The sequence below is a fragment of the Paenibacillus vortex V453 genome, from assembly GCF_000193415.1.
Taxonomy (GTDB): Bacteria; Bacillota; Bacilli; order Paenibacillales; family Paenibacillaceae; genus Paenibacillus_AQ; species Paenibacillus_AQ glucanolyticus.
The window spans coordinates 75,311-100,167 of the sequence record NZ_ADHJ01000043.1 but is presented as its reverse complement, the minus strand read 5'-3'; the positions used below and the strand labels follow the sequence as shown (position 1 = coordinate 100,167).

Genomic DNA, 24,857 nt, shown 5'->3' with positions numbered 1-24,857 from the left:
GGAATTGGGGTTTGCAGTTGTGATATGGTTCCTATATGATGAGGGGAGATTAGACTAAAATCAGATTATACGGAGCGAAGGGAAGGACCAAATTGGAAAACACAGCAACTTTGATCAAGCCGGAAGCAATGATATTTGACATGGATGGAACGCTGTTTCAGACGGAAACCTTGCTGCTGCCTGCCTATCACAAACTGTTCGACATTTTGCGTGAAGAGGGGCATTATCAAGGGGAAACACCGGATGAGGAGCTGATGCTTGGATGTTTGGGAATGCTGCTCGATGACATCTGGAAGAAGGTCATACCGAATGGAACGCCTGCTGCCCATCGCAGGGCAGATGAGCTGCTGCTGCAGCTGGAGCTTGAGGGATTGAACAATAAAACAGGCATATTGTATCCTGAGGTGAAGGAAACGTTAGAGGAGCTTCATCAGCGCGGTGTCCGTTTGTTTGTTGCCAGCAACGGTCTGGAGCATTACGTTAAGGGCATTGCTGATGCGAGAGGAATCATGTCGCTCTTTGACGGAGTCTACAGTGCTGGAGAGCATGGAACGGCTTCGAAGGTAGATCTGGTACGGTTACTGCTGGATCAGCATAATATCCAGAATGCCTGGATGGTAGGTGACCGGTCGTCGGATGTGGAGGCAGGCAAAGAGAATGGACAGACCGTCATCGGATGTCAGTACGCTGGCTTTGGCGGGGAGCAGGAGCTGAAGGGTTCGGACGTTGTCATTCATTCTTTTTCACAGCTGTTGAAGCTTCATGATCAAGCGGAATAGATAGATAGGAGTCACAAAGGCTGTTCCCAAGGGTAGGAACCAACTTGGGAACAGCCTTTGTGTGTTCTTCTGAATTCTGAGATACGGCATTCGTAAGCTTCGATTAAGCATTTTTTGCGGATTTTTTTTGTACTGTATACCCACATTGCATACTCTAGAGGCCTTACCATGGATTCCCTGTAAGCCGTCATATCGCCGATTTGCGAGAAGACTTCCCGCGATGGCTTCGGATTAACCTCGATAATGAGGATTCTCCCGGATTTATCAACGGCCAAATCCAGGGCGAGTTCGCACAAGCCCCCGTACTGTTCATCAAGAAACTTAGCGACATCCACGCCGAGAGCGTCGGCTTCCTCGCGGATGCTGGCACGCCTTGCCGGATCCGCAATCCATTTGCTCAGCAGCTCTTCCATCCTTGTTGCACGTCCGCCGCCATGCAGATTGGAGGTGACGCTTTTGGGTGCTCCAACGCGTCCTACGCAGCCCGTCACTTGCCAACGGCCGGTTCCATTTTTCTGTACGAGCATCCGGTAATCATGCACTCTGCCATCCGGCAGTTCCAGCTGTATTCCTTCCTGAACCAGGTATCTATCTTTATTGCCCCAGCCTGAGAGGTATTGGGCCAGATGGCCTGAAGGCATGCGTTTTGGTTTAATAATGTTGCGGTTGGCATTGCGTCCCTGGACTTCATAGGTACCTGCGACACCTTCCACTTTGTTTATCCTCAGAATTCCGCGTCCGCCCGTTCCGTTAATCGGCTTAAAGTAGACGGTGGGATGAACATTCAGCATCCGGTGGATATCGCTGGTGCTCGTCACGATCCGGGTATCCGGCAAATGGGGCCGGAATCGTTTCTTGGTGGATAATATTTGATGAATCGTCCATTTATTGCGCAAGGGTCTGTTCAGAAACAGTAAATACCGGTAGCGGGAACGAAAGCGCAGCAGTTGTTGAAATCGGGCGCTCTTTTGAATTCGGCAGCGGTCAAAGATCATATGGGGAAACGAACGCCAATTTCGGCTCCATTTGTTGTTGTCAGGATCGTACTCCATGGCGTTGATCAGACCTTGTGAGCTGTTGACATCGGCAGGGGTGAAGACATAAACGTCCATCCCCATCGCTTTGCCTTCCCTGATCATATGCTCGTAGATATGCCGTTCTTCCAGCTTTTTTCGATCATCCAAGTAAAGCGTCATGATACCTAAGATGGGTTTTGACACAGAAGGTCACCTTCTTGAATAGAGTCAGCATTAGGCGCTGAAGAACTCTGGTATTGGTTTAAGGGCAGGGTTCCGCTCATAATGAGCGTTGGCTTGCCTGTTGGACCCTGCTCAAGGGCGATAGCTTGTAAGCCTGCATGGAAGCACATTTGCAAACTGGCTGAATGATCGGCAGCTACTTTGCAGCGCAGCCGACCAAGTCTGGACAATTGTGAGCGGATCAGGGAAGAGCCGATATGCCGGTTGCGGTAAAGCGGGTGCACCGCAATCATACAGGCACCTTCGCCATAGTCCGCCGCATAGCAAATTCCCACAGGTATGCGGCCGACATCGCTTCGAACTGTAGCCGCTATAATAGAAGTACCGGGCTGCATCAATTCATCGTAGGATAGCGAAGCCAGACGCTGATAACCTTCACGGGTTAGACGCTTGCTGCTATACCGCCGGAGAAAGTCGCTGCACTGCTGTCGTGCATGCGGCCATTCATCCGGACTTGAGAGAGAGAGACATGAGATTTCCACAGGATCCCCTCCTTTCCTATAATCCCTAAGGCTCGGTTTCGAGGCGAGGCAGCGTCCTATCGTTGATTGATCAGATAGTCGGAATATTGAAAAATCCGCTCAAGTGACTTTTTACGGATGGCCGGTTCGTCAAATTTCATCGGTCTCGAGTTGGCTTCGAAAAACCAGAGGACGCCTTCGCTGTCAATTCCAAGATCCATCGACATTTCACCATGCGTATGGCCGGAGCTTTTCTCAATCTGCCGGGCCATGTGCACGGCTGCTTTTCTAACTTCACTAAGAATGGCCTCAGAGCGCTCCTGACCGAACACGATTGGAAGCAATTTCTCGGGATCCTCAATGGTTCCTCCGCGGGGAACATGTGTGGTTATGCTCTTGGCACCTGCCATGCGAGCGCCGATGCCAGTGACGGACCACGCACCAAACTCATTCTTTTGCACAAGAATTCGAAGGTCAAAAGCGCGTCCATGGACCTGGGCCAGCTCGATTCCCTGCTGGATCAAGTAAGAGCTCCCTTTGGTTTCCTGATAGACGCGATTCCAGAGCCGTTCCAGAGACGCCGCTTTATAAGTCGTGCTGTTCTTGTTGTTCTGAATTTGAATGCGGTAAGGAAGGGAGTTGTTCCTCTGATACCGCACTCTCATGATGCCTTGCCCGGCTTTTCCATCCTCGGGTTTCAGATAAAGGTAAGGCTTCCGTTTAATCATCTCGTATAAAGTGGGGAAGCCTTTCATACGCTTCGTTAGAGGAGCCCATTTTTTAGTTAAGCGTGATTTGTTCAGCCACGAGAAGAGCTGCCATTTATTGAAGAAGTGCGGATTGTAAATATCGATGTGGGGGTGCTTTTGGCATTCCTTGATTTTGCGGCGGACCCAGGGGAGGGATTCATCCTCCCGGTATGGAATCCGGTTGTATATAACCTGGGGCAGAGGACAGAGCCTCTGCTCCCAGGAATTGTCGCTCTGCAGTGTATAGCCCTTGACCGTACCCGAGTTTAGTTTCAGATCACGCACGGTTACTACATAGACCATAAAGCCCATATCTTTTCCCGTCTTGATGATTTCCTGAAAGTTCTGCCGGTTGCCCCTGAACATGGAATACGAATCATGCATGGTCAGAATAGCTACAACCGGTCTTCCATCACTCTCCACTCGGCTGATCACGAATCATTCCCCCTGTGGAAGCCACTCAGATACATGCTGTGCTCAAAAATATGCTCGACCGATGCTTTTCCTTCCCCTTTGAGCAAAGGATGGCTGAAGATCGATCTGCCGGGCTTCGAATTCGCTTCAAACATCCATATTCTCTCGTTATCATCAATGCCGATATCGAACCCGATTTCTCCCAGCAGATGCGGATGATGATTCTCGATGGCTTCGGACATCGCAATGGCGGCGTCCTTGGCGCGCTCCAGCACATCACGCGACCTGGAGCCGAAGGCACGGGAGAGCGCCTGCTCCGGTGTCATTAAGGAGCCGCCGTTCTTGATATGCGTTGTTACGCTGCCCCGGCCGGCTTTTTTGGCACCGATACCGACCACCGACCAGCGGTTCTTGCTGTTCTTATGCATATGGAATCTGAAGTCGATGGGGCAGCCGTCAATTTCAATAAGCCGAATTCCCTGCTGGATGACATAATTCTTCAGCTTGGAGCCGTGTTTGGCCTGAAGCATCCGCATCATGCTGTTAAAGTTCGGGAATTTCAGCAGTGTGTTACCACCGTTTCCGTGATATCGCGCATAGTATCCTTTTTTGGGGAGGTAGGTCAGTCGGTAGATGCCGAGTCCTAAACTTCCGGCTGAGGGCTTATAGTAGACAAAGCTATGGCGTTCCATCATATCCTTGATCCGCTCGGGACTTGGATTGTTATAGGTTTCTGGTAAATATCTTCCGGCCTGCACGTCGCCGTCCAGCTGTGAATACACATCCGATTTATTGAAGAATGCCCAATTGAAGAATTTGATATTGCGTTTGCCAAACCGGTCTCTGAGCTGATTGGTGAACGGGGAGAAGTCGGTTTTCCGGCTGGGCAGGCGGTTATAGACCACGTCAGGAAGCGGAACGGTTTTGCGCACAAAGCCGCCGTTAGAGCCGAGCATATAGGCCTGCACGGTTTCACGCTGCCAGTTGATATCCCGCGGGGCGAAGGCATATACAAACATCTTCTTATTGCCCTCACGAAGCAGCTGCTTGATATACGAAGTCCTGGCGCCGAACGGGCTGGATGGATTATGTGGTCCATCGGACAGAACGCCAACAACGGGCCCGAGTTCGATTTCTCCGTCACGGGGGGAATGAATATAGACGGGTCCTTGTCTGGGGACATTGATGCTGTTTCGGACGCCGTTGCTTAAATAGATATGTTTCCCCGACCGCTCTATCGGTTTCACAGAAGCGGACACGGCATTGGTGCCGATGCGAAGCTGAATGGATTTCCTGCTTGTTAGTCCCAGGCTCCGAAGCAGCGAACCGGATAAAAAGACGACTTTTTCGGGCTGCTGCGAGAAATGAATATTTCCGAAATTCAAACTCATGTATTTACCCTCCTAAGTTGTCGAAGCAATAAATAACGGGCGTATTGAATCGGATGTTCGACGGACAGCCGGGCTGCGTCACCATCTCCCGTTAGTGTAAATGCGCGTCGGCCAGGTTTGGAATTGACCTCCAGAATCCATACTCGCCCGCTCATATCCACGCCGAAATCGATTCCCAGTTCCCCAAGACGGCCGAACCCTTCTTCCAGCAGTGAAGGAAGCTGGGCGGACAATTCCCGGATGGTCTGAATGATCTTCAAGGCCTTCTCTTCCCCGTAATCGGAGGTTAGATATGGAAGGGCGGGGTAAGCCGTACCGCCTCCATGAAGGTTAGAGGTCAACCCCTGGACAGCTCCTTGCCTTACTGCAATTCCTGTAATGGACCATAAGCCGCGATCATTCTTCTGGACCAGCGACCGGATATCGTACGGCTCCCCGTTACGGTTATGAAGCTTCAGGAAGGGTTGAATGATAAATCGGCGTCTGCCGGTAAACCTCCGCACCCAGTCGTTCATCTTCTCCAAGGGAATGGTCTGCTCGAACATGCGATTGCTCCGATCTCTCCCTTGCAATTTGACATGCAGCTCATCTATCCAGGAGATGCACAGCGTGTGACGACCCTGAGAGCCTCCGCTTGGCTTCATAAAAATGCCGCTGCCAAAAGCCAGCAAAGCCCGGTTCAGTGATTCGTCTCCCGTATAACTTAAGGTTGCAGGAAGATAAGGTCTTAAGGCGGCTGAATGCTTCAATAATTGATGTACTTTTTGTTTGCCTGGCAAACCGCGCGACCATAGTCTGGAACCTCGTTGTAACATGCGGTTTAGAGATTCGCTTGCGGCGGCGGTTTCCTCGCCGTTTCGATGCAGACCTCGGTCATAGATGATATCAGGCAGTGGAAAGCTGCCGGAACTCCACTGTTGATCCGGGCCGTAACAATACCCTTTGATTCTGTCTGAACTGCTTCCTGCATCGTCAGCAGCAAAAGCATCGTCCGGGCAAAAAACAAATACCTGCATTCCGAGCTTCCTGCCCCTCAAGCTTAATTCACGAAGAAATTCCTTCTCGGCAAAGGGAGGGGAACCTGGTCTGCGGCATACCATGACACCCAGGGTGCCTATCATGTTTAAGGACATAAGGTTCTCCTTTTTTTAAAGACCCGTCAAGAATTGACAATATTGAACGAGGCGTACGGCTGAAGGTCTAACTTTGGAGTCGGCATTCAGCGGTGCATTTTCACCTTTGGAAGGCTTGGAATTGACTTCAAGGAGCCATATGCGTCCTGACGTATCAATCGCCAAGTCAATGCCGAGCTCACCGAAATGATATGGAATGGCAGCCTCCAATCCATGAGCGATGTCCAGTGCGATCTGGTTCATTCGAGCAGGCGCTGTTTGTTTGGAGGTTAACGGAATTCCACTCATCGCAAGCGCATCCTTGACGGCAGAGAGCGTACCGCCTCTGGCAAGATTGGACACAAAGTGATTTCCGCCGGCGATTCGGGCTACGACAGAAGTCACCGACCATTTGCCGTTTTTGTTTTTATGAACAAGCACGCGAAAATCGACGTTTCGCCGGTTGATGCGGATCAAATCCAATCCTTGCTGAATTTGATAACGCGTTTTCTTGATTTTTCCTGATAAGCTGCTGAACAGCTTTGGAAGCGAGGAGTAGGTATTTTTCTTGATTCCTTCAAGAGAGGTGGTCATCGTCTGATAATGGCCGTTCTCTTGGCGGGATATCCGGATGATTCCTTTTCCCAGACTTCCACGTACCGGTTTTAGAAACACCGTCCGATAAGCGGCACACATTTTTTTGAGGGTTGGATAACCGCTCAGTAAATAGGATTCAGGCAAATACTTTTGAAGTTTCGCATCAGGTCCGAGTGCTTCAAAAACATCGGATTTATCGAGAAATTTCTCATTGAAGATGTGGGTGCCGAATCGTGATTTTACTTCTCTCATAAAATGCTGTACGCTAGGACTATTCTCCAGTTTGCGGGTAGACAGCCGGTTATTAATGACGTCTGGAGCTGGAACGCTGAGCTTTTTCCACCCCGCGTCATAGGCAATCGCTTCAAGTGTCGACGGGTTCGAACCGATCATGTCAGGGGTAAAGAAGTATACATATGCGCCTTGTTTCCTGGCCGCGTTTACCATTTCCAGGCAGAAGGCTGAAATGGATCCGAAAGGTTTGTCTGGCTCATCCGGGTGATAGCGACTGACCATAACCCCGATAAGCGGACCGAGCTTCAGAGTCCTTTCTAATGGAAAATATTTGACATTCATTACGGTTCGAGGAAGAAGTCCCGAATTGCTGAATACGGAAGGGTTAAGATGCAGCGAGTTCGATTTACCTCCTGAAGTGACTTGAATTTCCTGCTTGAAGGAGCCAAAGGCAAGCTGTATCGGCGAATCTGTGGGGATACGGAGCTGTCTTATGAGCCGATCACCAAGCTTGATATCGTTATCCGGAAGCTGGGCTGAACGGACTAATTGAACCGATATCTTGGATTTGGTGTTGGGTTTAATCTTGGATTTGCGCATGATGGATCTCCTTCCGACAACAACTGGATACTTAAGTGAACAGACTAAGAACTTCATCTGATCATTGCATGTAATGCATCATATGAGGACATATATCCCTTGGTGATTGTACTGCTCGGGAAAAAGGAGTGCTTAAAATGCCGAACTGGCTGTTTATTTTGGTGAACGTGTGCGTAGCTGCTTTTGTCGGCGGCATCACCAACCACTTTGCGATAAAAATGCTGTTTCACCCCCGCGAAGAAAAAATTCTGCTGGGTCGTCGCCTGCCATTTACACCAGGCTTGATCCCGAAGCGCAAGGAAGAAATCGCAGAGTCGTTGGGACATGTGGTCTCGGACTATCTGGTGACAAGCGAAGGACTGCAGGAACTCATCCGCAAGCCCGTATTCCGGGCCAAGATGGAGGATACCCTTCATCGGAAGCTGGTGGAATGGAGCCAATCGGAACGGAGCCTGGGAGACTTGGCGTTGAAGGTATGGAGTCCCGAGCAGTGGGAGCAGGTAAAGGTTCGGGCCGAACAATCGGCGCGCTCGCTTACGGCCCAGGGCGCATCTGCAATATGGCATGGGTATGAGCTGGGAGCCAAACCGCTGAAGGTGCTTGTTCCCGGTTGGTCGGAAGAAACGATCGAGGGCTGGAGCAGGGCAGCCACTGATATGGTGCTGAAGGAACTGGGGAGCACGCTGCTGTCAGCCAAAGGCCAGCTAATGCTATCGGATGTGGCTTCCTCGCTCATCGATAAGGCGGGCGGATTTTTGGGCACAATGGCTTCGATTTTTGTGGATGAGGATAAACTGATTCAGAAGCTGACCCCCATGCTGATCCAGCAGCTTGAGGGAGATCAGGTTCGTAAGACGATTACGGACATCATCTCAGGAAAATTGTCATATTACGGCGATATGCCGCTTGGGGAGGTCATCGAGCATGCAACGGGCGAGCCAGGGCTGACGTGGATCGAACGCACATTGGATGATAAGCTTCCTTGGGCCAAGTGGATTCAGCAAATCGAAAATCTTCGCGTTGCCGACGTGATCGGGACGCGGATGCCTGCCATCGAGGCGGCGCTGCCGGGCTTGCTTGACAAAGCCCTGGGCTTCCTGGAGCGAGGCGTTCCTGTGGCCATGAAGGCTGTTAATTTACCACAGCTTGTTCAGGAGCAGGTCCAGAAATTTCCCGTTGAGCGGCTGGAAGAGGTCATATTAAGCGTCTTGGGGCGGGAATTCAGGGCCATTACGTGGCTGGGCGTCCTGCTGGGGGGAATGATTGGATTGTTCCAATCGATGTTAACCCTGCTCTGGAGATAGATGGATATTCATCGAGTGCAAAGCAAACAAATACGGCAATGAGGCCGAACATAATTGGAGGAAATTAAAAATGAACATCTATGATAAAGCGCACGATTTGGCAAAAGCGATGAAGGAAAGCCAGGAGGTACAGGAGATTACGGATGCGATGAAACTCGTGGATGCCGATCCGGAGAGCCGACGCATGCTGGATGATTTCCGTCAGCGTCAGATGGAGCTCCAGCAGCGCATGATGTCGGGGGATATGCCGGCACAGGACGAAATGGAGAAAATGGAGAAACAGTTCGATGTGCTTAGCCTGAACCTGAACATTCGCCGTTTGTTTGATGCAGAGCGCCGTCTGAGTGTTATTATTGAAGACGTGAACAAGATCATTTCAGATAGTCTTCAGCATCTGTATGGCCCAGGCCAACAATAAATTCGTCATTGGCATAGCCGAACTGGATAAATTTCGAAAACTTGTCTCATAAATTGTGCAGACTCCTCATAGAGTAGAAATATAGATTTCAGAGAGTAGAGGAGCTGCGTTTACAATGAAAAAGAAGAAGAACAAGTTTAAGCACACGGCTTATTTGTTGGTCGCACTGGGCATGTTGATATACGCCCTTCCTAGCATTTCTTTCACAGGAGGGTTCTCATGGGTTTCTCTGTTCGGTGCAGTCTGGGCTGGATTTGCCCTGCTCGTTATCGGCTCGCATCTCTATTACCTTATCGGTGTTGATGATGCAAAACAGAAAGCACTTGATGAGATTCGTAAGGAAAAAATGCATCAATGGGAACTGAAATGGCCTGAAGAACAGAAGAGCCAGGAAGCGAATTAATAGCAGGGGACGATAAGTACCGCGACAAGAACAAATAAACTCCCTAGGGCGGATTGGATGGCTGCACCCATCCGGTATCCGCAGGGGAGTTTTTTGCGTTGGCCGGGTATGGGAGCTTGTTAGGACGTGATATAATAGATACAGTATGGTACAGATAGTGTTCCGGGGGTGTAACAGATGGACGTTCGAGATGATACGATTACAAAACACGAGCAGTTGGTTCAGCATATCGAAAGTTTGAAGGTTGGGAGCAAGATATCCGTCCGCCGATTAGCCAAAGAGATGGGGGTGAGCGAGGGTACCGCTTATCGTGCCGTGAAGGAAGCGGAAAGCCTGGGCATCGTGGTCACCAAGGAACGGATCGGCACGGTTCGCGTTGAACGCAAGCCGCGGAACATATCGGAGCAGCTTACGTTTGCGGATGTTGTTGAAATTGTGGAGGGGCACGTATTGGGCGGTGCGGAAGGGCTGAACAAGAGCCTGCACAAATATGTGATAGGTGCCATGAAGGTAGAGGCGATGATCCGGTATATTGATGCGGGAAGCCTCATGATTGTTGGCAACCGGGAGGATGCGCATTTCCTGGCATTGGAGCAGGGAGCGGGAGTATTGATTACGGGCGGTTTCGGTACGAGCCGTGAAGTGAAGCAGCTGGCAGACCAGTTGGACCTGCCCATCATATCATCCCGACATGATACGTTTACGGTAGCCTCCATGATTAACCGCGCCATTTTTGACCGTTTAATTAAGAAGAAAATTATGCTGGTCGAGGATATTGCCCATGATAAACCCAAGAATCACCAGTTGAAAAACTCTGTTACCGTTCAGGAATTTAAGCGGATTATCCAGGAGACCGGAGAGATTCGGTATCCGGTAACCGATGAATGGAACCGGGTCATCGGCATCGTCGGGGTTCGGGATGTGGAGGGATTGGCCGAATCCCAGCCGATCGAGAAAGCAATGACCCGCAATCCGGTAACGGCAAGTTTGAAGACGTCCCTCGCTTCAGCGGCACAGATTATGATGTGGGAGGGAATCGATTTTCTCCCGATTGTCGATAGGAACCGCAAGCTGCTCGCAACCGTCACCCGAAAAGAGGTGCTTGGCGCACTTCGCGATGCCCGAAACCAGCCTCAGCTTGGAGAGACGTTTGACCAGCTGATCTGGAATGGCATTGCCGAGGATCGGGATGAGGAAGGGCATTTGTTTTTCCACGGCTTTATTACTCCCCAGATGGCCACGGATCTCGGTACGATTTCTCAAGGCGTGCTCACAACGGTGATGAGTCAGGCGGCTGTCAAGGCTGCCAAGGATATCAGCGGGTGGGATCATGTATTGGATCATCTGTCGACCTATTTCATCCGGCCCGTGCAGATTGAGGATCCCATCGTCATTATTCCGAAATTGCTGGAAATCAGCCGGCGCACCTGCAAGATGGAGATCGAAATCCAGCATCAGTCCAGTCTGATTGCCAAGGCGGTCATGACGATGCAGGCCATCGATCATGGATAATACAAACGCTTGAAATATAAAGGGGCATCCCATAGGTCGCTATGACCTGACGGGATGCCCCTTCAGCTTAATTCACTCAGCTTGCAGTCCGGGAATTCTTCAGCCTGTTGTAATAGGTGCGGCTTCGAAGCCCGGCAAATATATTAAATGCGCCAAGCACCATAAACGCGGCCTCTACAATAACGGCCGGCGTGGAGCCGCTGAACAAAAACATACAGATAAGCGATAGGGAAACCAGCATAATGCCCATGCAGAGGTTCATCATGGACATATATAGTCCGCGATCAGCCGGATCGGCCACTCGGCGAGCACGAATACTGTACAGCGCAGCGGCAATTACGGACAAGACAAGGATAATGTACAGGACGTAGTGAATGACGGTTATCATGGAAGGCTCCTTTAGTTCGGCTATGTGCTCACGATGCAGCACAGCATATACGATTCGATCATTTACGATAACGGTATTGTATCATGATATGCTTGACTTTGCATCCAGATGGTCAATGCTGATCCAGATTTGCAGCACACCCTCCATGACCAGCATGGTCTTGATTTGGACTTTGTAATCTTTATCGCGAACGGTGTAAATTTTGTCGCTGAGGAGCGAACGGGTCAGCTTGCTGTCCGTATCGATATCAAACACGTTCCGGCCGCGAAGGGCTGCCAGATCTTCCCCCATGAGTTTTATGATATCCTTGCTGATCACGGGATCAAGAGGGGCTTTGGCGTCTTGCTCGCTGCGGATCTTGATTTCCTTGATGACCGTAGATTGTTTATTGTATTTTTTTAACGAATCGATATCTTCTTTATACTGCGTGATTTGGAGCTGCTGGGCTTGATTCGTTTCCCACAGTTTAGTGTAGCTTGCGTGGTAGATCGAGTTGTAGACGATGCTGCCGACGACCATCCCCAGCACGAAGATGGAAGCAACCTGATAGAAGGGGCGAAAGCGGTGGGCTGGGGGCACTCGCATAGGCTAGCTCCGGCTGGAGCAAACCCATTTTACGAGTTCGCTGCCCATATGCGCTCCGAGAAATGCAAAGCCAAGATATAATATTTGCTTGATCGCAGGGGATAAATTGCCGCCAAGCATATTGCTCTCGATGACGCGCATCGGATCGATGGTGCCTCCGATGGCGGCAGCAAGCGCCCATATCTTGATCCGGTCTGCGACCTCCAGCATGGTATGGGTGGGGGGCTGCAGGGACAGCACGGCACCCACGCCTCCCACCATAGCGCCCCCCAGGACGATGCCGAAGGCTATAAAAAAGTCCAGGATCGCTTTTGATAAAAAAATGCTCATCGCCTCATGTCTCCTCTCTTCTTAGGTGGATATCACGGCAGCCGCCTGTCCACATTCTCCCTAGTCTCATTCTATGGGCGGGCCTAGCATGATTATGATAAAATGGAATAAAGACTTTTAAAGATATTCCCGGGTTGACTATAAATATAAATGTACCGGCGAAAGGAAGGCGTTACGATGAGCTCTTTCGTGCATTTGCACGTGCATAGCGAATACAGTTTGCTCGATGGAGCGGCACGTATCGGTGACCTGGTGCGGGAAGCGGCAGCGCTTGGAATGAAATCGCTGGCGCTGACGGATCATGGCGTGATGTATGGGGCCATTCCATTCTATAAAGCCTGCCTGGCGCAGGGCATTAAACCGATTATTGGCTGCGAAGCCTATATTACGGCGGGTTCCCGCAAGGAACGGGGCAGCCGGAAGGATCAGCCGATCTATCACTTGATTCTGCTCGCCAAGAATGAGGTTGGCTATCGCAATTTAATGAAGCTCAGTTCGATCGGGCATCTGGAGGGTTACCATTACAGACCCCGAATCGACATGGAGGCGCTGGCTGCCCATCATGAAGGCATCATATGCCTCAGTGCTTGCCTGGGAGGCGAGGTCCCGCAGCATCTGCTTCATGGACGTGAAGCGGAAGCCAAGGCAGCAGCGCTTCGTTACCAGGCGATATTCGGAGATGACTATTACCTGGAGCTGCAGGATCACGGGATTCCGGAGCAGAAGCGCGTCAATCCGCAGCTGATCGCGCTCAGCCGTGAGACGGGTATTCCACTCGTAGCTACCAATGATGTGCATTACCTCACGGAGGAAGATGCCGAGGTTCAAGATGTTCTGATCTGTATCGGTACGGGCAAAACGGTGGAGGACGAGGACCGGCTGCAAATCCAGACCAACCAGCTGTATCTCAAGAGCGGCAGTGAAATGGAGCGTCTGTACCCCCATGTGCCGGAAGCGATACAGAATACAGCCAAGATTGCGGACCAATGCAATCTGGAGCTCGAATTCGGCAAATCGATTTTGCCGGAGTACAGCTCTCTCCCCGAGGGAAAGAATGCTGCGGAATATCTGCGCGAGCTTTGCCTGAACGGACTGCAGGAACGCTACGGGATTACGGAACGGTGGCAGGATGAGGCACTTCGGAGTGAGCTGGAGCAGCGTCTGAATTATGAGCTCGGCGTCATCGAGAATATGGGCTTCAGCGACTATTTTCTGATCGTATGGGACTTTATTGCTTACGCCCACAGACAGGGCATCGCAGTTGGGCCCGGCAGGGGCTCGTCGGCGGGAAGCTTGGTCGCTTACACCCTTCAGATTACAAATGTTGATCCGATGAAATATAAATTGTTGTTTGAACGCTTCCTGAACCCGGAGCGGATTACGATGCCCGATATTGATATCGACTTCAGTGACGAGCGCCGGGATGAGGTTATCGATTATGTGGTGGATAAGTATGGGAAGGAGCATGTCGCCCAGATCATCACGTTCGGTACGATGGCGGCAAGGGCGGCTGTACGCGATGTCGGCCGTGCGCTGAATGTGCCGTTCGGGGATGTGGACAAAGCGGCCAAGCTGATTCCTAACCATCTTGGCATCAGTATTGCCAAAGCGATGGAGCAAAGCCCGCAGCTGAAGGAGCAGTACGAAACAAGGCCGAAGGTGCGCGAGTTGATCGACATGGCGATGAAAGTGGAAGGTATGCCGCGCCATGCTTCGACGCATGCCGCGGGTATCGTTATTTCACGCGATCCGCTGACGGATGCGGTGCCGCTGCAGGAAGGCAGCGAGAAGACAGCGCTGACGCAGTATTCCATGGAGAATTTGGAGAGCGTGGGCCTTCTTAAGATGGATTTTCTGGGTCTGCGGACGCTGTCCATCATCGAGCGGACGCTGAAATGGATTCAAGAATTGACCGGCGGGGCGCTTGATTTCGAACAGATACCGGATAACGATGGCAACACGTACGAAATGCTGGGGCGCGGTGAAACCACGGGCGTATTTCAGCTTGAGTCCGCAGGTGTAAGGCGGGTGCTGAAAGATCTGAAGCCTTCGGCGTTTGAGGATATCGTATCCGTGGTCGCCTTGTATCGACCAGGTCCGATGGAATTTATACCGAGGTTTATCCAGGTTAAGCACGGCCAGATAGATCCTGAGTACCCTCATGAGGATCTAATTCCAATACTTGGCGATACTTATGGGATCATTGTCTATCAAGAGCAGATCATGCAGATTGCCTCGACGATGGCGGGCTTCTCTCTCGGGGAGGCGGATCTGCTTCGCCGAGCGGTATCGAAGAAAAAGCGCGAGGTGCTGGACCGGGAGCGCAGCCACTTCGTTTCGGGCAGCCTCAAGCTTGGCTATAGCGAGGATGAAGCTAACCGCGTGTACGATATGATTGTGCGGTTTGCGAACTATGGATTTCCGCGTGCGCATGCTGCCGCCTACGGCGTGCTCGCTTTCCAGACGGCTTATCTGAAGGCACATTATCCGGTTCCATTCATGGCTTCCATGCTGACCGCCGTTATGGGGAGTCACCGGAAGGTTGCAGAATACGTGCTGGAGGCTCGCCGCATCGATATTGAAGTGATGCCGCCCGATGTCAATGAAAGCGGGACATATTTTACGCCGGTCGTAAGCCAGTCTGAATCCGGCAGCCTGGATGAAGGGAGCCATCATTTCACCGAAGGCGGCATTCGCTTTGGGCTTGCAGCCATCAAGAACGTGGGCACCCAGGCGGTTGAGAATATCGTGGAGATACGCCGCGAGAAGCCATTTGAAAGTCTGCTCGATTTTTGCCGCCGCGTAGACCTCCGCGTATGCAACAAGCGCGTGATCGAGTCACTCATCCAGGCCGGGGCCTTCGATTCCTTGCCGGGTCACCGCTCCCAACTGGTGGCCATGCTGGATGAGACGGTGGAGGCAGCTGTGAAGTGGCGTAAAGAGCGGGACGACCTGCAAATTCAGCTGTTTGACTTTGTTGAAGCAACCAATTGGGACATTGAATATCCTGACATCCCGCCTTATACGGCAGGTCAGCAGCTCGAATTCGAGCGTGAGCTTCTGGGTATGTATCTGTCCGGCCACCCGCTGGATGGATATGAAGATACACTGACGGAGTCGGGGGCCGACCGGCTAATGGACCTTCATGAAGCGGCAGACGAATCGATGGCTGCCGTGGCCGGTATGGTGGTTACGCTGAAGACGATTACGACCAAACAGGGCAAAGCGATGGCCTTCATGGAATGCGAGGACCAAATCGAGCGCTGCGAGGTTGTGCTCTTTCCTGAAGTATGGAAACGAAGCGCGCATCTGATTGAAAAAGGCGCCCTGCTCGCCATACGGGCCAAGGTACAGCTGCAGGATGAAGGCTTCAAGCTGCTGGCCGAAGAAGTGGCGCCGCTTGAAGCGCAGACGCTGCGTCAACTGGTCCAGCGGAGCAAGGTCCGTGGAGCAGCAGGCGGCGGCGAGGGGCAAAGCCGGGGGACCAGGATCAGGCAGCGGCGGGGCTGGAAGATCGGGTCCGGGTCCGTCAGGAGCACAGCCGGTTTCCACCGCAGTGCCATCGGCAGAGCCGGCCGCGACCCCGGTGAACACCATGAATGGCGGTGAGACGACCCCGTCTGGAAACGAAGCCGTAAACAACCGCCATGCGTCCGAGAAGGATTCTCGTACAGACACAGCGAATCCTAAGGCTGAGCAGCGCGTGTTTGTGAAAATAACAGCCGATGCCGAGCAATCAGAATTGCTGGTGAAGCTGAAAGAGCTGCTGCAGCGGCACCCGGGACCTGTCGCAACGGTGTTATTTTATGAGCGGAGCCAAAAGGTCCTTGCACTTAGCGATGCCTACCGGATTAAGCCCTCGAAGGAGCTTTTTGCTGAAATGGAGGGCATGCTGGGACAAGACACCGTCAAGGTAAAATGATATCAAAATTTAAGAACGTTTCTAATCCCTCCCGCATACAATTAGGACACTACAGGAAACATTGGCCGAGTATCGCCAGCCCAACAGGCTCTCCACGACATTTAATCCAGTGGGGATTCGGCCAGAGACGCGGGGGGGATTTGTGATGTCAATTGATTTGGCAGAGAGCATGCTCAGCCGTAGGGGAGTCAGCGTAAGCTCCATCGCGGATATTGTGTTTCAGCTTCAGAAGCGATATCATCCGAAATTAACGATCGACCAGTGTGAGGAAAGCGTTCGAGCCGTACTTGGCAAGCGGGAAGTGCAGTATACGCTGTTTACGGGCATTGCGCTTGACGAGCTGGCAGAGAAGAAGCTGCTGCCGGAGCCCTTGCAGTCGATTATGGAACAAGATGAACCGCTCTACGGTGTGGATGAGACCATGGCGCTTGGTGTCACAAGCATTTATGGCATGATCGGACTGACCAGTTTCGGTTATTTGGACAAGGAAAAAATGGGTGTGATTGAGACGTTGAATGATAAATCCGACGGGATCCATGTGTTTTTGGACGATCTCGTTGCAGGTATTGCCGCTGCCGCTTCTTCGCGGATCGCGCATCGAAATCCCGATGCGGCCCTCTACTCTGCGGGTTCTGACTGATTATCGCGAGTGCTGTCGAATGATGCATAAGGGTACAAATTTGGCTTTCAGCCCCCTGCTCTCTTTGTTGAGGTAAAAACTGAAGTATGTTATCATTATCCATTATATCGGCTCAGGATATGCCTGTGGGACGAGATTAGGGGGATCTGAAAGGCATGTGGACGGTAATCTATATTGCGCCAACTGCAAAGGTGGCGGAAATGATCAAGACCAGGCTAACGGAAGAAGGTTTTTTGGTTCAAAGCCGTCCTGTGAATCTTTCCAAACAGCAGTTTGAGATTTTGGTACCCTCCGGAGAGCTTGAGGAAGTACAGGAAGTGTTGAATTCGATATTGCACCCCTAGTTTCACCTGGGTTACATAGCGAAGCAAGTGTACGGATCGGCGAAGTGCTATTTGCGGCGGCCATTCAAATTTACGGCTGGAGAGGTGTAGTTGTGTTTAAAGACTTGTTTCAGAAAAAAAGGAAATACGCAACGATCCCATCGGAACGACTTGGGACAGCGGGGCAGCCTCAGGAAGGCGAACGCCCGAAACGGGAAATTCCAGAAGGTCTGATGAATAAGTGTGCCAAATGCGGCACCATTCAATACAGCAAAGAGCTTGAGAAGAATCTGAAGGTCTGTCAGGAATGCGGACATCACATGCGTCTGAATGCGATAGAACGGATTAGCATGACATTGGATGAGACAGGCTTCGAAGAATTTGATGCCGATATGATCTCGGTGGATCCGCTGCAGTTTCCTGGATATGCAGCCAAGCTGGAGCAGCAGAAGATGAAGTCCGGACTTCATGATGCGGTTATTACCGGTCACGGCTCCATCCTGGGCCAGCCCGTTGTTGTGGCTGTGATGAGCTTTGATTTCTTCACGGGAAGCATGGGCTCCGTCGTAGGGGAGAAAATTACGCGCGCCATTGAGTTTGCAACGGACAAGCGTTTGCCGCTTATTATTTTCTCTACCTCCGGCGGTGCCCGGATGCAAGAAAGTATTCTAAGTTTGATGCAGATGGCCAAAACAAGCGCAGCCCTATCCAGATTCAATGAACTGGGCGGGCTGTACATTTCAGTAATTACGGATCCGACGACCGGCGGCGTATCCGCCAGCTTCGCAACCCTCGGCGATATTAACATTGCCGAACCGGGTGCCGTATTCGGTTTTGCGGGCCGTATCGTTATTGAACAGACCATTCGCCAGAAGCTGCCGGACGACTTCCAGACAGCGGAATTTAATCTGGCACATGGTCAGCTTGACATGGTTATTCATCGGAAAGATATGCGCTCCATGCTTGGCAAGCTGCTGGAGATGCATTCCGTGAAAGGGGGATTCTAATGTCAGGCGAATTGCCTTTTGAAATGCCTCTTGCAGAAATGCGCAAGAAGATTGAAGAACTGAAACAATTCGGACAGGAAAAAGGGATCGATTTCACGGATGAAATCGCCCGCCTCGAAGAACGATATAGCCGATTGGAGGAAGAAATTTACACTTCGATTTCACCTTCCCAAAAAATGCATCTGGCCCGTCACCAGCAGCGTCCGACATCGCTTGATCTGATTCAATTGGTCTTCACCGATTTTATCGAGCTGCATGGGGATCGACTCTATGGGGACGATCTCGCCATCGTCGGCGGATTGGCCAAACTTGACGGCATTCCCGTTACGGTGGTTGGTCAGCAGCGCGGCAAAGATACGAAGGACAATATCGCCCGTTTCTTCGGAAGTCCGCATCCGGAAGGCTTCCGCAAAGCCCTGCGACTTATGCAGCAGGCAAACAAATTCAAGCGTCCGATCATCACCTTCATTGATACAAAAGGCGCATATCCGGGTAATACAGCTGAAGAAAGAGGTCAGTCCGAGGCGATTGCCCGTAATTTACGGGAAATGTCGTCTCTTGGAGTGCCTGTTGTTTGTGTGGTCATCGGCGAAGGTGGAAGCGGCGGTGCTCTTGCGATGGCCGTAGGCAACCGTGTGCTGATGCTTGAGCACGCGATTTATTCCGCAATATCCCCTAATGGTGCCGCATCCATTCTGTGGAAGGATGCCTCCAAGGCAGATCAGGCTGCGGAAGCGATGAAGATTACCGCGAAGGATCTGCTCGAAATGGAAGTCATTGAGGAGATCATTCCGGAGCCTAAGGGCGGTGCCCACCGGAACTATGAGGAGACGGCTGCCGCGATCCAAAGCGCCCTCATCAGCCAGCTGAAGGAGCTGTCGTTGATGGACGCCTGTGAGCTTAAGGAAGACCGTTACCGCAAATTCCGCAAGATCGGCGAATTTGACTTTGCGAAGGCCGAAAAGACGGAACAGGAAGACATTATACTGTAAAAGTCTGATGAGTATGTGACGATATGACAAAGTTCCTATACAAATGAGACTTTTTGTAGTAGATTTAGTTGTTGGAAAAAGAGATATAGAGAACCCTTTAATAAACGGAGGAAACCCAAAATGCGCAAAACAAAAATTGTATGTACCATCGGTCCTTCCAGTGAATCGTTGGAAAACACCAAGAAGCTCATTATGGCTGGCATGAACGTGGCTCGTCTGAACTTCTCTCACGGCGACTTCGAGGAGCATGGCAACCGGATTAAAAATATCCGCCAAGCTTGCGAAGAGTTGAACAAAACGGTAGCGATCCTGCTTGATACCAAAGGACCGGAAATCCGTACAGGTAAACTTGAAGTGGAACCGATTGAGCTTGTACAAGATGAATATATCACCCTTACTACCGAGGAAATCCTTGGTGATAAGAATCGTTTGTCCATTACTTACAAAGAGTTGCCGCAAGACGTTCAAGTCGGATCGACGATTTTGATCGATGATGGTCTGATCGGTCTGACCGTAGTGGAGATTGAAGGCACGGAAATTAGATGCCGCATCGTTAATGGCGGAACCATCAAGAGCAAAAAAGGTGTTAACGTACCGGGAGTTGCAATTTCCCTCCCAGGAATTACGGAAAAAGACGCCAACGATATCATTTTCGGGATCGAACAGGGCATCGATTTTATTGCTGCTTCCTTCGTTCGTAAAGCAAGTGACGTGCTTGAAATCCGCGAATTGCTGAAAAGACACAACGGAGAGCACATCCAAATTATCTCCAAAATCGAGAATCAACAAGGCGTTGATAACCTTGACGAAATCCTTGAAGTATCCGACGGTTTGATGGTTGCCCGCGGTGATCTGGGCGTTGAGATTCCTGCAGAGGAAGTTCCATTGGTTCAAAAACGCATGATCGAAAAATGTAACCTGGCTGGCAAACCTGTTATCACGGCTACGCAAATGCTGGATTCCATGCAGCGCAACCCTCGTCCTACCCGTGCGGAAGCAAGTGACGTGGCGAATGCGATTTTTGACGGTACAGATGCCATCATGCTGTCCGGCGAAACGGCTGCAGGTAAATACCCGGTGGAGTCCGTGTTGACTATGTCCCGTATTGCGGAAAAAGCGGAGTCTGCACTGAATTATCGTGAAATGTTCTTGAAACAGCGCATCGCGCAGGATACCAGCGTTACAGAAGCGATCAGCCAATCGGTAGCGATCTCCGCACTCGATTTGAATGCAAAAGCGATCATTTCGTCCACGGAGTCCGGTCAAACGGCTCGCATGGTATCCAAATACCGTCCAGAGGCTCCTATCGTCGCTGTAACGACTCAAGACAGAACGATGAGACGTTTGGCACTGACTTGGGGCGTGACGCCGGTTAAAGGCGAACAGGCTTCTTCTACAGACGAGATGTTTGATTATGCTCTGCAAGGCGGCGTGAAGTCCGGACTTGTTAAAGAAGGCGATCTTGTTGTCATTACAGCAGGTGTGCCGCTTGGCCGTTCCGGTTCTACCAACCTGCTGAAAGTGGATCAAATCCCTGCGCAGAAGTAATTTCGATTAACAGGAATCGCGAGATTCTGAATATAGCTGCATACAAGCAATGGACGATGAACTCTATCGACCATTGCTTTTTGCATAGATAAGGGGTGATGACATTGCCTAGCAAAGACGAATGGAGACCCAGCCGCTGGTACTGGACATCCTTTCGGGTGCGTTATCAGGAAAGTGATCAGATGGGCGTGGTATATCATGCTAACTACTTAAACTGGTTTGAGATGGGTCGAACCGAAATGATTCGTGAATTGGGATTTTCTTATCGCGGAATGGAAGAGGAAGGCGTATTGCTCCCGGTGGTTGACCTTGACATCAAGTACCGCCAGCCAGCCCGATATGATGATTTGGTTACGGTATTCACTCGAATGACTGCTTTTTCTCCGCTTCGAATACACTATGAGTATGAGGTTCGTCTACTGAGTGGGCAGGAGCTGGCTGATTTGGATGCCAGTATGATGTTCCCGGAATCCGGACTTCCCGGTGCATTGTTAACCGCAGGGGCAACCCGTCATGTATGGCTGAACCGTGAGTGGAAGCCGGCTCGACTGGATAAATGCGCTCCAAAGCTGTATGATGCATTGAAGGACACCCTCTTGGGGAGGAAGGAGTAGCTTCATGTTCAAATGGTTGCTGGCAGCATTTATCTTCGTGCCTATCATTGAAATATTCGGTTTCCAATTCGTTGCGGATCGTGTGGGCGGTATGAATACATTTCTTCTGACATTGCTGACCTCTGCCGTCGGCGTTGCCATGATGAGGTTTGAAGGCCGCAAAGCGATGGAAGATGCCAAACAGAGAATGAATTCAGGTATGGTTCCCGGTGTTTCCATGGCGGATGGCTTATGTATATTTGCAGGTGGAGTACTTCTTATTCTGCCGGGCTTTGTCACTGACATTATCGGATTTACGCTGGTATTTCCACTGACCCGTCCGTTGTACCGAATTTTGCTGCTGAAGTGGATGAAGAAAAATATGAAGAACGGCAAGATTACGATTTTTCGCAGATAAATCCAAAAAAGGCTTCCCCCATATATGACCGGCCCATCAGGGGCCGGTCTATTTATATGGAGCACTGCACTTTCATGGAGCTCAGCGGCCTGTAAATTACATCTCTCCTCCATGGAGAAGTTAGGGTCAGTTACCTCACCCTGCCCCCGATAATGTAATTCCTGAGATCCTTGAATACATGGGCCCGCCGGAAAGCATCCACAATGACAAGCGAAACCGGACCAATGATCAGACCCAGAATGCCGAACAGCTTCAGTCCGACAAACATGCCGAACAAGGCGGCCAGCGGGTCTAATCCCACGCTGCTGGCAAGCACCTTGGGCTCCATGATCTGCCTGACGATCAGGATGATGCTGTACAGCACTGTCAGTCCGATGCCGAGCGTCAGGTCATCGGACATGAAGGCATACAGCGACCAGGGGATCAGGACGATTCCGACGCCAAGATAAGGGAGAAGATCCACCAATCCTATCAGAAGTCCGATGGCAAAGGCGGAATTGACGCCGAGTGCATACAGCGTGATCATGACGATAAAGGCCGTAATGGATATTAGGATCAGCTGGGCTTTGGCGAATCCGAACAACGCTTTTTTGAGGTCCGAGAAGATATAGGTCATGGGTTTATGGATGACGCCCGGAATCATGCGGAACAGCGCCCGATTATGACGCTCCCAGCTATTGCTGAGAAAGAAGGTAGAGAGCAGGACAACGATGAAAATCGTGCCTAAATTCGGCAGGTAATAAATAATTTGCAGAATTCCGTTAAAAATACCAGTAACCAGGTCGGTCACGGCCGTACCGATGGTTTGTGTAGTGCGGGTCACGTTTTGATTGATGGTTTCATGGTAGTTTGGGTTGTTCTGATAGAAGCGGCCGATCTCATTGACAATATTCTGGAAGCTGTCATTTTGCGTCCAAGAGGTAAGCCAGTCCATCCAGGCGTCGATATGCAGGTTGAAGGACTGGGAGAGGGTGATCAGCTCCTTGACCAGCCTCGTAACAGCCGCAGTCAGAATCAGCAGAGCCGCACCGAAATACAGCAGCAGGGACAATGAGACAGCCACCCAGCGCGGCAGCTTCATGCTCTGCTGGAGCAGGTTGACGCACGGATTCATGGCATAGGCGATGACCCAGGCCAGCAGGAAGGGGTAGAGCAGCGGCAGCAGTACATATATCAAATAGGCAGTCACAAAGATGGAAGACATCACCCACACTCCACGGCCGATACGTTTGAGCATCAATCGTTCCATTGAATCACACTCCTTTTGCGGCTGACTTCAGGGACGAGCAGAATGGGCTCATTCTATACCTATGCGAGGAGTTTCAATATAAGGATAAAGAGTTCGAAAACGTCCATCTTCATGATTCGACAATGAGAAATATCATAGGTATAATGGAATTGTAAGTGATTTCAAAAAAATGTTTATGGTGTCGATAAAACATTTTGATGCGGCGAATGTCGTCGCTTATGTTCACATATCAGACAAAATCCAGTATGATATGAGAAGGTTTTGTGACTAGGACCATAGCAATTTTTTTGCGTGTTTTTCTTTTTCATCCGACTTCATGAAAATGTTTTCATGAATGTCAAAACCGTTCAGTTTATCCCGATCACAAAGGAGAGATGATGCATGACAGCTACCAAGGGTTTGGAAGGCATTGTAGCTACCACCTCCGCGATTAGTTCGATCGTCGATGGCGTTCTGACCTACCGTGGATATGATATTGACGATCTCGCAGAACATGCAAGTTTTGAAGAGGTAGCCTATCTGCTCTGGTTTGGAAAGCTTCCAAACGCAGAGGAGCTCAAGGCGCTCCAGCAGGATTTGAGCGACTACGCTGCAATTCCGGATGAGCTTATTGAGCAGATCAGATTGTATCCGAAGGACGGCAATACGATGGCTGCGCTTCGTTCCGCTGTATCCGCGCTTGCGCTGTACGACGCAGAAGGCGATGATATGAGCCGTGAAGCGAATGAGAAGAAAGCGGTTAAACTGCAAGCTCAGCTTCCGACTATCATTGCTGCTATCGCTCGTGTGCGTCAGGGCAAGGATCCGGTAGCTCCCAAAGCCGGCGTCTCCATTTCGGAGAACTTCCTGTATATGCTGAGAGGCGAGGATCCTGATCAGACTTCCATCAAGGCGTTGGATCAGGCGCTCGTCCTTCACGCGGATCACGAGCTTAATGCATCCACGTTTGCAGCCCGCGTAACCGTAGCAACACTGTCTGACATATATTCCGGTGTTACTTCTGCCATCGGCGCACTCAAAGGTCCTCTGCACGGCGGTGCGAACGAAGCCGTTATGAAGATGCTGAACGAAGTCGGTTCGCTTGATCGGGCACAGGCTTACATTCAGGAGAAGCTGGACAACCGTGAGAAAATTATGGGTTTTGGACATCGTGTTTACAAAAACGGCGATCCCCGCGCGAAGCATCTGCAAAAAATGTCTCGTGAGCTTGGTGAAATGAAAGGGGATACCACGCTGTATGACATGTCGGTTCTGATCGACGAGACGGTTACAAACCAAAAGGGTCTGAAGCCGAACGTTGATTTCTATTCCGCTTCGGTTTATACTCAGCTCGGCATCGAGCAGGAGTTGTTCACACCGATTTTTGCCATCAGCCGCGTATCCGGATGGACTGCGCATATCCTTGAGCAGTATGAAGGCAACCGTATTATCCGCCCGCGTGCAGAGTATACAGGTTTGACCGATCAAAAATATGTGCCGATAGAACTTCGCTAAGTGACTGGCAATCATGTACAATAGGCTAGAGAACCGCTTAAACGTGAGCGAATCGCGGCTGGCGGGTTTCTCTGTGCCTATTCACATGGATTTTTCTGAATGGCTAGAAATAAGAACCATATTCGAAGGAGGAAC

The 24,857-nt window shown here is 50.8% G+C and carries 25 protein-coding genes; 15 read left to right on the top strand and 10 right to left on the bottom strand.

Annotated features, from left to right (window positions below; genetic code table 11):
- The first annotated feature begins 92 nt into the window (after positions 1-92).
- Entirely contained in the window at positions 93-779 is a 687-nt protein-coding gene (locus PVOR_RS23705) for an HAD family hydrolase (protein ID WP_006212061.1), read from the top strand.
- 11 nt (positions 780-790) lie between these two features.
- Here the strand turns inward: PVOR_RS23705 and PVOR_RS23700 are convergent, their stop codons facing one another.
- Genes PVOR_RS23700 through PVOR_RS23675 form a run of 6 tightly spaced genes read right to left on the bottom strand, consistent with a single transcriptional unit; the run spans position 791 to position 7,596 of the window.
- The gene (locus PVOR_RS23700) at positions 791-1,999 is read right to left on the bottom strand and encodes a YheC/YheD family endospore coat-associated protein (protein WP_006212060.1); all 1,209 of its coding nucleotides are present in this window, start codon (positions 1,997-1,999) and stop codon (positions 791-793) included.
- Positions 1,981-2,520 (bottom strand): GNAT family N-acetyltransferase, encoded by a 540-nt coding sequence (locus PVOR_RS23695; RefSeq protein WP_006212059.1) that lies wholly within the window; start codon positions 2,518-2,520, stop codon positions 1,981-1,983. Before PVOR_RS23695 ends, PVOR_RS23700 begins: the two co-directional genes overlap by 19 nt.
- 56 nt (positions 2,521-2,576) lie before the next feature.
- Entirely contained in the window at positions 2,577-3,683 is a 1,107-nt protein-coding gene (locus PVOR_RS23690; protein ID WP_036643312.1) for a YheC/YheD family endospore coat-associated protein, read from the bottom strand.
- Positions 3,680-5,053 (bottom strand): YheC/YheD family endospore coat-associated protein, encoded by a 1,374-nt coding sequence (locus PVOR_RS23685; protein WP_006212057.1) that lies wholly within the window; start codon positions 5,051-5,053, stop codon positions 3,680-3,682. The genes PVOR_RS23690 and PVOR_RS23685 overlap by 4 nt, the downstream gene beginning before the upstream one ends.
- Complete coding sequence (locus PVOR_RS23680; protein WP_006212056.1) at positions 5,050-6,186, bottom strand: YheC/YheD family endospore coat-associated protein; 1,137 nt, start codon at positions 6,184-6,186, stop codon at positions 5,050-5,052. The genes PVOR_RS23685 and PVOR_RS23680 overlap by 4 nt, the downstream gene beginning before the upstream one ends.
- Before the next feature lie 15 nt (positions 6,187-6,201).
- Positions 6,202-7,596, bottom strand: a complete 1,395-nt coding sequence (locus tag PVOR_RS23675; RefSeq protein WP_006212055.1) for a YheC/YheD family endospore coat-associated protein — start codon at positions 7,594-7,596, stop codon at positions 6,202-6,204.
- Between the two features lie 137 nt (positions 7,597-7,733).
- Here PVOR_RS23675 and PVOR_RS23670 point away from each other — a divergent pair, with 137 nt between their 5' ends.
- The 4 genes from PVOR_RS23670 to PVOR_RS23655 all read left to right on the top strand — a co-directional run bounded on the left by PVOR_RS23670 (position 7,734) and on the right by PVOR_RS23655 (position 11,233).
- Entirely contained in the window at positions 7,734-8,900 is a 1,167-nt protein-coding gene (locus PVOR_RS23670) for a DUF445 domain-containing protein (protein WP_006212054.1), read from the top strand.
- A 70-nt stretch (positions 8,901-8,970) separates the two neighbouring features.
- A complete protein-coding gene (locus tag PVOR_RS23665; RefSeq protein ID WP_006212053.1) occupies positions 8,971-9,318 on the top strand; it encodes a YlbF family regulator in 348 nt (115 codons plus the stop codon).
- A 115-nt stretch (positions 9,319-9,433) separates the two neighbouring features.
- Entirely contained in the window at positions 9,434-9,721 is a 288-nt protein-coding gene (locus PVOR_RS23660) for a hypothetical protein (RefSeq protein ID WP_006212052.1), read from the top strand.
- A 177-nt stretch (positions 9,722-9,898) separates the two neighbouring features.
- Positions 9,899-11,233, top strand: a complete 1,335-nt coding sequence (locus PVOR_RS23655) for a DRTGG domain-containing protein (protein ID WP_006212051.1) — start codon at positions 9,899-9,901, stop codon at positions 11,231-11,233.
- 76 nt (positions 11,234-11,309) lie between these two features.
- Here the strand turns inward: PVOR_RS23655 and PVOR_RS23650 are convergent, their stop codons facing one another.
- From PVOR_RS23650 to PVOR_RS23640, 3 genes are all read right to left on the bottom strand, one after another.
- Complete coding sequence (locus tag PVOR_RS23650) at positions 11,310-11,621, bottom strand: YtpI family protein (protein WP_006212050.1); 312 nt, start codon at positions 11,619-11,621, stop codon at positions 11,310-11,312.
- An 81-nt stretch (positions 11,622-11,702) separates the two neighbouring features.
- The gene (locus PVOR_RS23645) at positions 11,703-12,206 is read right to left on the bottom strand and encodes a hypothetical protein (RefSeq protein ID WP_036643308.1); all 504 of its coding nucleotides are present in this window, start codon (positions 12,204-12,206) and stop codon (positions 11,703-11,705) included.
- A gap of 3 nt (positions 12,207-12,209) precedes the next feature.
- The gene (locus tag PVOR_RS23640; protein WP_006212048.1) at positions 12,210-12,536 is read right to left on the bottom strand and encodes a YtrH family sporulation protein; all 327 of its coding nucleotides are present in this window, start codon (positions 12,534-12,536) and stop codon (positions 12,210-12,212) included.
- Between the two features lie 177 nt (positions 12,537-12,713).
- Here PVOR_RS23640 and PVOR_RS23635 point away from each other — a divergent pair, with 177 nt between their 5' ends.
- The 9 genes from PVOR_RS23635 (at position 12,714) to PVOR_RS23600 (ending at position 21,979) form a co-directional block, all read left to right on the top strand.
- Positions 12,714-16,145, top strand: a complete 3,432-nt coding sequence (locus tag PVOR_RS23635) for a DNA polymerase III subunit alpha (protein WP_006212047.1) — start codon at positions 12,714-12,716, stop codon at positions 16,143-16,145.
- The gene (locus PVOR_RS33185; protein WP_234973082.1) at positions 16,123-16,458 is read left to right on the top strand and encodes a hypothetical protein; all 336 of its coding nucleotides are present in this window, start codon (positions 16,123-16,125) and stop codon (positions 16,456-16,458) included. The genes PVOR_RS23635 and PVOR_RS33185 overlap by 23 nt, the downstream gene beginning before the upstream one ends.
- Positions 16,459-16,603: 145 nt before the next feature.
- On the top strand, positions 16,604-17,098 hold the full coding sequence (locus tag PVOR_RS23630) for a phosphatidylglycerophosphatase A family protein (RefSeq protein ID WP_006212045.1): 495 nt from the start codon (positions 16,604-16,606) through the stop codon (positions 17,096-17,098).
- 155 nt (positions 17,099-17,253) lie between these two features.
- Positions 17,254-17,442, top strand: a complete 189-nt coding sequence (locus PVOR_RS23625) for a hypothetical protein (RefSeq protein ID WP_006212044.1) — start codon at positions 17,254-17,256, stop codon at positions 17,440-17,442.
- Between the two features lie 92 nt (positions 17,443-17,534).
- Positions 17,535-18,428, top strand: a complete 894-nt coding sequence (gene accD, locus PVOR_RS23620; RefSeq protein ID WP_006212043.1) for an acetyl-CoA carboxylase, carboxyltransferase subunit beta — start codon at positions 17,535-17,537, stop codon at positions 18,426-18,428.
- Positions 18,428-19,420, top strand: coding sequence for an acetyl-CoA carboxylase carboxyltransferase subunit alpha (locus PVOR_RS23615; RefSeq protein WP_006212042.1), 993 nt, complete (start codon positions 18,428-18,430; stop codon positions 19,418-19,420). The genes accD and PVOR_RS23615 overlap by 1 nt, the downstream gene beginning before the upstream one ends.
- Before the next feature lie 120 nt (positions 19,421-19,540).
- Positions 19,541-20,968, top strand: coding sequence for a pyruvate kinase (gene pyk, locus PVOR_RS23610; RefSeq protein WP_006212041.1), 1,428 nt, complete (start codon positions 19,541-19,543; stop codon positions 20,966-20,968).
- A 98-nt stretch (positions 20,969-21,066) separates the two neighbouring features.
- Entirely contained in the window at positions 21,067-21,582 is a 516-nt protein-coding gene (locus PVOR_RS23605) for an acyl-CoA thioesterase (protein WP_040680927.1), read from the top strand.
- Between the two features lie 4 nt (positions 21,583-21,586).
- Positions 21,587-21,979: an FxsA family protein gene (locus PVOR_RS23600; RefSeq protein ID WP_006212039.1), complete on the top strand. Its 393-nt coding sequence runs from the start codon at positions 21,587-21,589 to the stop codon at positions 21,977-21,979.
- A gap of 130 nt (positions 21,980-22,109) precedes the next feature.
- Here PVOR_RS23600 and ytvI read toward each other — a convergent pair whose 3' ends face one another.
- Positions 22,110-23,228 (bottom strand): sporulation integral membrane protein YtvI, encoded by a 1,119-nt coding sequence (gene ytvI, locus PVOR_RS23595; RefSeq protein ID WP_006212038.1) that lies wholly within the window; start codon positions 23,226-23,228, stop codon positions 22,110-22,112.
- 381 nt (positions 23,229-23,609) lie between these two features.
- Between ytvI and citZ the strand changes: the two genes are divergently transcribed.
- Positions 23,610-24,722, top strand: a complete 1,113-nt coding sequence (gene citZ / locus PVOR_RS23590) for a citrate synthase (RefSeq protein WP_006212036.1) — start codon at positions 23,610-23,612, stop codon at positions 24,720-24,722.
- Positions 24,723-24,857: the final 135 nt, after the last annotated feature.